We start from the raw sequence: 7258 nt of genomic DNA, 5'->3' as shown, positions 1-7258 counted from the left end.
CACCCACCACACCCCCACCCGCGGTCGCCCCATACCCCGGGCCCACCGGCGAACGCGCCGACTGGTGGTGGTACCAACCCTTCCAACCACAACCACCAGCGACCAACAACTAAGCCGGTCACCGGCCCCGCCCACGCCGGGAACGGTATCGAACGCCACACGGGTTGGTGCACAAAGGAATCGCGCTGCTTCCCTGTGCATCGTCGTGTCACTGCGTCACAGCGGTTGTTGCAGTCAGCGGGTCAGGTGATCTGCCAGCCGGTGGCGGGATCGACGGCGATTTGTGTGACGTCAACGGCTTCGAGCCACTGCAGCGGGATGGTGGACAGCTCGCGCTGCATGTCGGCCCTGTCGGTACCTTCCCACCCATTGCTCATGCCGGCGAGGTTTATCCCGTCGTGGCCTGGACCACCCGAGTCATAGATGACGGCACCGTGGACCTGCAGTGCGCGCAGCACCGCCTGCGTCGATTCGGCATAGCCGCTGAGGTCGATGTCTTCGCGCAGCCGGAACACCATGCCCATCGGGACACCGTCGGCACCGCTGCCGTCTCCGGCCCGCGCCGGCCAGACATAGCCCGCGCCGAGGTCTTTGGCGATGGTCAGGCCCAGCATGTGGTCGATGTAGCCGCGTTCGATCTCGTCGGGGCGCAGCATCATCGGCACCTGCGGAAGCTTGGACGCGTTGGCGAAGCCGATTGCAGGATAGAACCCTGAGTTCATGTCGTACTGCACCCCGCCCTGGGCGATCCATGACGACCCCCAGATCGACCGGTAGACGGCGTTGCCGAGAATGTCGAGGACACCGGCCCCCGGTAGCTCGACACCGTTGGCGACGTTGATGAGTTCTTGCGAGACGCAGGTTCCCTCTTGGAACACGAACAGGTGGCGGTCCCACGCCGGATACGACGGCATGCCCTCGACCAGCGGCCGATCGGGAATCGCGTACGGCCGGTCGTCGATGCCGGGACCGGAGGTGGAGTAGCCGCGGTTGAAGATGACCCGCTCGGTGGGGTGGTCGGGGCCCACCACATTGACCGGGATGCCGCCGGTGCTGCCCATCCACTCGTTACCGCCCCAGCTCGCGCGCAGGGTCGCTCCCCGGCTTCCACCGAGCAACTCGATCCAGGTATCCGAATCGGAAACTGTTGGCAGATCACGGATATCGGCGTGGAAGATGGTGTCGGCCGGCATCAGCGTGCAACCGCAGAACGTCGACTGCGGCACCGTCGGCGACTCCGTGTCGGGGGTGATCACGACGCTGACCGTCACGGTCGTGCTCCCGCCGTGGCCGTCGGAGATCGTCACCCCGAACGTATCGGATCGCCGCGCGGGGGTGGCGTACACCGAAGCCGCGATACGCCGCGCGATGTCGTTGGGAGAGTATGTGATTGCGCCGTCAGCACTCACCACGACTGCGCCCTTGGCAGTGGTGGTGGAGCCGCTGTAGGTCAAGCCGTCGCCGTCGGCGTCGAATCCGATCACTGTTCCGGTGACGACGCCGCTCGTCGCATCCGGATCCTGGAGCGCCGCGTTGCCGGTCGGCGCGGTGTTGGACGGGCTGATCGCGACCGTGACCGGGATTTCGGTGACCGCGCCGTAGACGTCGGAGACGACAATCCGGAAGGTGTCGGTGCGGTCGGCCGCCGGTGCGGTTTCCGCGGCCGCGTTGTGGCGGGCCGCCGCCGTCGGGGTGTAGGTGAAGGTGCCGTTGGCGTTGACGGTGACGCTGCCCTTGGCGGTCGGGGTCGTCGTGGCGAGATAGGTGAGCTTGTCCCGGTTCCGATCGGTGGCGTTGGCCTTCCCGGTCACCGCGCCGGTGTCCGATGCCGGTGCGTTGACGGTGGTGCCGCGTGCTGTGGGCGCGCTGTTGAGCGGGACGATCGTGGTGGTCACGGTCGACCCCGTGACGCCGCCGCGGCCGTCGCTGACTGTCACCGAGAACCGGTCGGATCTGACGAACGGAAGGAACCGGGCCAGCAGCCGGGAAAATGACGTCGGCGTGTAGGTGAACGCGCCGGTACCGTCCCCGGTGACAAGCCCGAGCCTTGCTCCGGCGGCGGTGTAGTTCAGCTCGTCGCCGTCCGGATCGTCGCCGGTCACCGTGATGTTGGTGACGCCGGTCAGCCCGTCGGGGCGGTCGACCTGGGTCGTGACCGTGGGGGCGGAGTTCGGTGCGTCAGCGGTGGCGGTGGCGGCGGCTACTGCGGCTACTGCGGGTTCCGCGGGCTCTGCGGGTTCTGCGGATCGGCGGCCTGCCGACGACACCAGTGCGGCGACGGCCTGGGTCTGCACCGGAAGCGACCGGTCGCGGTCGTCAGTGTCCTCGGCGTCCGTGACGTCGTCGATGTCCTCATCGAGATCCACGTCGAGATCCACGTCAAGGTCCACGTCGGCGAGAGTGTGTTCGTCGCCCTCCTCTTCGTCCCGGTCGCCGTTCTCTTCATCCGCCCAGGTGTCTGAAAGCTCAGCCGGCAGGCTCTGGTCGGCAACGTCGTCATCGTCCGCTGAGGCCGAAGCGTCGGCCGCCGTGCCGTCTCTGTGGTCGCGCGGACCGTTGTCGGCGGTGGACTCCTTGGCGTCGTCCGAGGCGGAACTGTCCGACGCCGAGGTGTCCGCGGCGGCCACCGCCGCACCACCGAGAAGAACCGCGGCTCCGACACCCGCCGACACCGCCAGGCCGGCGACCCACCCGAAATGTTGCTGCGCTACCACGGGACCCCCTCCCACTTCCGCCTGAGGGTAACGATGCCGTTAGCCCGACGAGGCCGAATCACCAAATCGCAGGAGCGCCACGGCCGACCCCGCAGTGACGACGGCCGGGGACAGACCCTTAACATGTGTCGACCGCGCCGATCACCGATGGAGGGCCATGCCGAGCTGGATCGCCGAGCTGGTACGACTCGACGGTGAGGGCGAGAATTTCTGCAGCACAGTGACTTTCGGAGCCGGTGGCCGACTCTTCGGTGGCCTGATCGCCGCTCAGGCGCTCGCCGCGGCCGGTGCGACCCTCGAGCCCGGCCGGCTGCCGCAGTCCCTGCACGCGTACTTCATCAAAGGCGGCCGCGTCGGCGTCGATGTCGAGTACGTCGTCGAACTCACCCGAGACGGCAAGTCGTTCAACACCCGCCGGATCACCGCCAGCCAGGACGGAGTGCCGATCTTCGAGATGCTGGCGTCGTTCCACCGATCCGAGACGACCACGGACTGGCAACGGCCCGGGGGCCCGAGCGTCGCCTGGTCGGAGGCCACCACTGAGACCGGGCTGCCGGAGCAGTGGGCCGATCACTTCGAGGTACGCACTGCTCGCGCGGGCCTGGACGACTGGCCGGTCCAGCCGATGTGGTTCCGCAGCCGCGAGCCCATCGAGGACGATCCGCTGCTGCGGGCGTGCGCGCTGACGTTCATCTCCGACGTGGGACTGGTGGCGGTGGCCCGGCCGCCCGACGCGGCGCAGCTACCCAGGGGCGGCGCGGCCAGCCTCGACCACGCCCTGTGGCTGCACCGCCCCTTTGATCCGCAGCGGTGGCATCTCTACGACGCCGAGGCCATCAGCCACTGCGACGCCCGCGGTCTGGCCCGAGGATCCATCCTCGACGAGGACGGCACCCTGGTCGCCAGCGTGGCACAGGAGTCGCTCTGGCGGATCTGAGGGACTGTCCCCGCCTGCGTCACAACGCCCGGGTCGGCCGGAACGGGGCCTATCCCGGCGCGGACATCGTCAGCCGGCACCGCAACCCGAAATGATCGGACGGGAAAACCCGCGGCATCGCCGGCGAAATCGGTTCGGTACCAAGCACGTCGATGTCGGTAGGGGTCCAGTCGGCACCTTTGACGAGGACACGGTCGAACCGTACCTGCCGGGGCTTCTTCTTGGTCTCACGCAGCATCGGGTTGGTCCAGGAGTCCTCGGTGTACCCGGGGTCGCGTGGACGCAGCGCGGTCCAGACATCGCGATACGCCGAGGAGATCCACCTGTCCTCGTCGTCGCGCATGTTGAAGTCGCCGAGAATGATTGCGTTATCGGTCGCCACCGCGCGGAACACCCGGCGCAGCTGCCAGGCCCGCAACCATGCGCCGTCGTTTCCGCTTTCCAGATGTACCGAACAGATCCGCAGGGTCCGGCCGTTGATCGTGAGGTCGGCGTGCAGGAGGCTGCGCCTGCGCCGGCTCGGCAGCCGGCGGAAGGTCACCGCGGCGATCGGCAGCCGGGACAGCATGAGCATGCCGTAGCCACCGATCCTGCCGCCGACGAAGCCGGCGCAGCGGTATCGCTCACGCACCCAGGGCTGGCACAGGAGAACCCTCTGCGCTGCCGGGGTGACCTCCTGGAACACCATGACGTCAGGGGCGTCCTCGGCCAACAGGTCTGCCACTGCCTGATAGCGCTCGTCGGCGAAGAACGCCTTGTTCCAGACGTTGAACGTCGACACGGTGATGTCCTCGACCTCGACCGAGATGTCGTCGACGGTGCTCTCCGACCACCTGCGCCGGTCGGCATCAAAAGTGCTGACCGTCAGCCGACGCCGGCGAAGTAACGCCGGGATCACGTCGGCAACATCGCCGCGACGGCACGCGTCGTGGCGATGGTCGCTGTCGACAACTCCGTCACGGTCATGCGCGCGATGATTTCAGACGCCCCGATGCAGTCGCGAATCCTGGGTACCCCGTACCCATGACCACGCCCGTGCGACGAGCCACCTCCGTTTTCGCCGCCGCCCTGCTGCTCGCCGCGTGCGCCGGCCAACCGCAGTCACCGGCGCAGCCCGCAGCCGGCACGGCACAGGACATCGCCACCGGTCTCGAGGTGCCGTGGGGAATCGCCTTCCTGCCGGACGGCAGCGCGCTGATCGCCGAGCGCGACAACGCCACCATCCAGCGCCTGTCCGAGCCCGGGGTCGTCAGCACGGTCGGTGAGGTTGCCGACGTGGCGCCACGCGGTGAAGGGGGGCTGTTGGGCCTGGCCACCGCCGGATCCGCCGTGTACGCCTACATCACCACCGGCACCGACAACCGGGTGGTGACGATGCAATTCGACGGCACCGCGCTGGGTACCCAGGCGCCGCTGTTCACGGGCATCCCGGCCGGCACCATCCACGACGGCGGCCGCATCGCGTTCGGCCCCGACGGCAAGCTCTACGTCGCGACCGGAGAAACCGGCAGCCCGCAACTGGCGCAGGATCGGTCGTCGTTGGGCGGCAAGATCCTGCGGATCAATCCCGACGGTTCGGTCCCACCGGACAATCCAGACCCCGCTTCACCGGTGTTCTCACTGGGACACCGCAACGTGCAGGGGTTGGCATGGGACTCCGCCGGACGGCTATGGGCCAGCGAGTACGGCGCAAACACCTGGGACGAACTCAATCTCATCGAGCCGGGCGGCAACTACGGCTGGCCCACCGTCGAGGGCCGCGCAAACCGCGACGGGCTGATCGACCCGGTGCTGCAGTGGCGACCCGACGAGGCGTCGCCGTCGGGACTGGCGTTCCACGGCGGGTCGCTGTGGATGGCTGCGCTCCGCGGGCAGCGCTTGTTCCAGATCCCGGTGCGCCCCGACGGCACCGTCGCCGAGCCGGCGTCGTTGTTCGTCGGCGCGTACGGGCGGCTGCGCACCGTGGTGGCGGCTCCCGACGGCGCGCTGTGGTTCACCACGTCCAACCTCGACGGCCGCGGAAGTCCCCGCGCGGGCGACGACCGGATCCTGCAGTACCGGCCGTAGGCGGCGAGCGGGCCGATACGGCCCTCTGATCATGGTGGCAGGTACAGGATTCGAACCTGTGTAGGCGTTAGCCGACGGATTTACAGTCCGCTCCCATTGGCCGCTCGGGCAACCTGCCTGGGTGCTGCATGTGCGCTGCACAGCGCGCTCAGCAGGATACAACGACGACACGCCCCAGGCACAAACCGGCGGGTGGGGGGCGGTGTTCACCGCTTCACGCCGGGCGTCCAAGATGGAACCAAGCCACTCAAGACCACCATCGAGGGAGGGACGAGTCCAATGGCGGATTCATCGTTCGACGTCGTCAGCAAGGTCGACCGCCAGGAGGTCGACAACGCGCTCAACCAGGCCGCCAAGGAGCTGTCCACACGCTTCGATTTCCGCGGCACCGACACCACCATCGCTTGGAAGGGTGACGAGGTCATCGAGCTGGTCAGCTCCACCGAGGAGCGTCTGAAGGCCGCGGTCGACGTGTTCAAGGAGAAGCTGGTCCGCCGGGACATCTCGATGAAGGCTTTCGACGCCGGCGACCCGCAACCCAGCGGCAAGACCTTCCGGCTCACCGGCACTCTCAAGCAGGGCATCAGCACCGAGGAAGCCAAGAAGATCACCAAGCTCATCCGCGACGAGGGCCCCAAGGGCGTCAAGGCGCAGATCCAGGGCGACGAGATCCGCGTCAGCTCCAAGAAGCGCGACGACCTGCAGGCTGTTCAGGCGCTGCTGCGGGGTGCCGACCTCGACGTCGCGCTGCAGTTCGTCAACTACCGCTGAGCGGGTCCAGTGGATGGCGCCATCGCAGCCGGCTGAACCTGGCGAAGCCGCGATCAGCGCTCAGGAACGTCGCGTTGTTGTCGATCGCGTACGCGCCCAGATAGGCGTCGGGCACGTCGTTTCCGCGGGCATCGATCTCGGTTGCAAGCTGCCGGAACAATTCCCAATGTCGTGAACCCGCCCGAAGGACGATCGACGCGGGAGCTCGCAGCACGGCGTCGACCGCCGCCCACGCTTCGGCCGGCCGGGTGGGTTCGCGGAAGACCCTGCGGTTTGTCATGATCCGCACGAATCCACTCACCACGACATCGGGTAGCCCCAGCGGCTCATCGCCGTTGGCCCAGTCTTCCAGCAGCGCTCGGTACGCCTGGTTCTCAGGCAGATCTGCCCGGAACGCGTACACCAGAACGTTGGTGTCAACGCATCGCATCGAGGGATGTCTCGTCGTCCATGACCTCGGCGAGTGCGGCGTTCGAGGACAAATCCACGCCGGGCATCAGCCCGCCTGCGCCTGTGGGATGCACGGTCAATCGCTCGCGTGCATCGCCGTCCGTCGGATTGAGACCGCGCCGGACCGCGTCCTCGAGCACCGCCGCGACCGTGCGGCCCGAGCTGGCCGCACGCTGCTTGACTTCGCGGTAGAGCGCGTCGTCGATACGGATCGTGGTTCGCACTTTTGCACTTTAGCACCACTATGACGCATCAAGATGCCTCCATTTGACCGATTCGCGCAGCCCCCCGGCGATGCTCGCCAAACCCGCCCTCGCGC

Annotated in this window: 7 protein-coding genes and 1 tRNA gene; 3 read left to right on the top strand and 5 right to left on the bottom strand. The window is 67.7% G+C overall.

Translation table 11 applies throughout. The annotated features are described in order from the left end of the window. Positions 1 to 242 precede the first annotated feature (242 nt). Positions 243 to 2714: a cadherin-like domain-containing protein gene (locus H7I57_RS24930; protein ID WP_264026795.1), complete on the bottom strand. Its 2472-nt coding sequence runs from the start codon at positions 2712 to 2714 to the stop codon at positions 243 to 245. Between the two features lie 157 nt (positions 2715 to 2871). Between H7I57_RS24930 and H7I57_RS24925 the strand changes: the two genes are divergently transcribed. Further along, complete coding sequence (locus H7I57_RS24925; protein ID WP_264026794.1) at positions 2872 to 3651, top strand: acyl-CoA thioesterase; 780 nt, start codon at positions 2872 to 2874, stop codon at positions 3649 to 3651. Between the two features lie 49 nt (positions 3652 to 3700). On the opposite strand, the gene H7I57_RS24920 is transcribed toward H7I57_RS24925, so the two are convergent. Continuing rightward, positions 3701 to 4549, bottom strand: a complete 849-nt coding sequence (locus H7I57_RS24920) for an endonuclease/exonuclease/phosphatase family protein (protein ID WP_264026793.1) — start codon at positions 4547 to 4549, stop codon at positions 3701 to 3703. A 125-nt stretch (positions 4550 to 4674) separates the two neighbouring features. Between H7I57_RS24920 and H7I57_RS24915 the strand changes: the two genes are divergently transcribed. Beyond that, positions 4675 to 5718 carry a PQQ-dependent sugar dehydrogenase gene (locus H7I57_RS24915; RefSeq protein ID WP_264026792.1) on the top strand — a complete coding sequence of 348 codons (1044 nt, stop codon included), beginning with the start codon at positions 4675 to 4677 and terminating at the stop codon, positions 5716 to 5718. 32 nt (positions 5719 to 5750) lie between these two features. On the opposite strand, the gene H7I57_RS24910 is transcribed toward H7I57_RS24915, so the two are convergent. Continuing rightward, positions 5751 to 5836, bottom strand: a tRNA-Tyr gene (locus H7I57_RS24910). Between the two features lie 161 nt (positions 5837 to 5997). Between H7I57_RS24910 and H7I57_RS24905 the strand changes: the two genes are divergently transcribed. Beyond that, positions 5998 to 6489, top strand: a complete 492-nt coding sequence (locus H7I57_RS24905; RefSeq protein ID WP_264026789.1) for a YajQ family cyclic di-GMP-binding protein — start codon at positions 5998 to 6000, stop codon at positions 6487 to 6489. Here the strand turns inward: H7I57_RS24905 and H7I57_RS24900 are convergent. Both H7I57_RS24900 and H7I57_RS24895 read right to left on the bottom strand, forming a co-directional pair. After that, positions 6476 to 6919, bottom strand: a complete 444-nt coding sequence (locus H7I57_RS24900; RefSeq protein ID WP_264026787.1) for a type II toxin-antitoxin system VapC family toxin — start codon at positions 6917 to 6919, stop codon at positions 6476 to 6478. The genes H7I57_RS24905 and H7I57_RS24900 overlap by 14 nt on opposite strands. Then, positions 6906 to 7163 (bottom strand): ribbon-helix-helix domain-containing protein, encoded by a 258-nt coding sequence (locus H7I57_RS24895; RefSeq protein WP_264026786.1) that lies wholly within the window; start codon positions 7161 to 7163, stop codon positions 6906 to 6908. Before H7I57_RS24895 ends, H7I57_RS24900 begins: the two co-directional genes overlap by 14 nt. Between the last annotated feature and the right edge of the window lie 95 nt (positions 7164 to 7258).

This window comes from Mycolicibacterium pyrenivorans, from assembly GCF_025821625.1.
Lineage (GTDB): Bacteria > Actinomycetota > Actinomycetes > Mycobacteriales > Mycobacteriaceae > Mycobacterium > Mycobacterium pyrenivorans.
This window is presented reverse-complemented; position numbering and strand designations above follow the sequence as displayed.

Excerpts from the sequence above, each read along its gene's own strand:
- H7I57_RS24925 (WP_264026794.1), top strand. The coding sequence starts at position 2,872 with ATGCCGAGCTGGATCGCCGAGCTGGTACGACTCGACGGTGAGGGCGAG.
- H7I57_RS24915 (WP_264026792.1), top strand. The coding sequence starts at position 4,675 with ATGACCACGCCCGTGCGACGAGCCACCTCCGTTTTCGCCGCCGCCCTG.
- H7I57_RS24905 (WP_264026789.1), top strand. The coding sequence starts at position 5,998 with ATGGCGGATTCATCGTTCGACGTCGTCAGCAAGGTCGACCGCCAGGAG.
- H7I57_RS24900 (WP_264026787.1), bottom strand. The coding sequence starts at position 6,919 with ATGCGATGCGTTGACACCAACGTTCTGGTGTACGCGTTCCGGGCAGAT.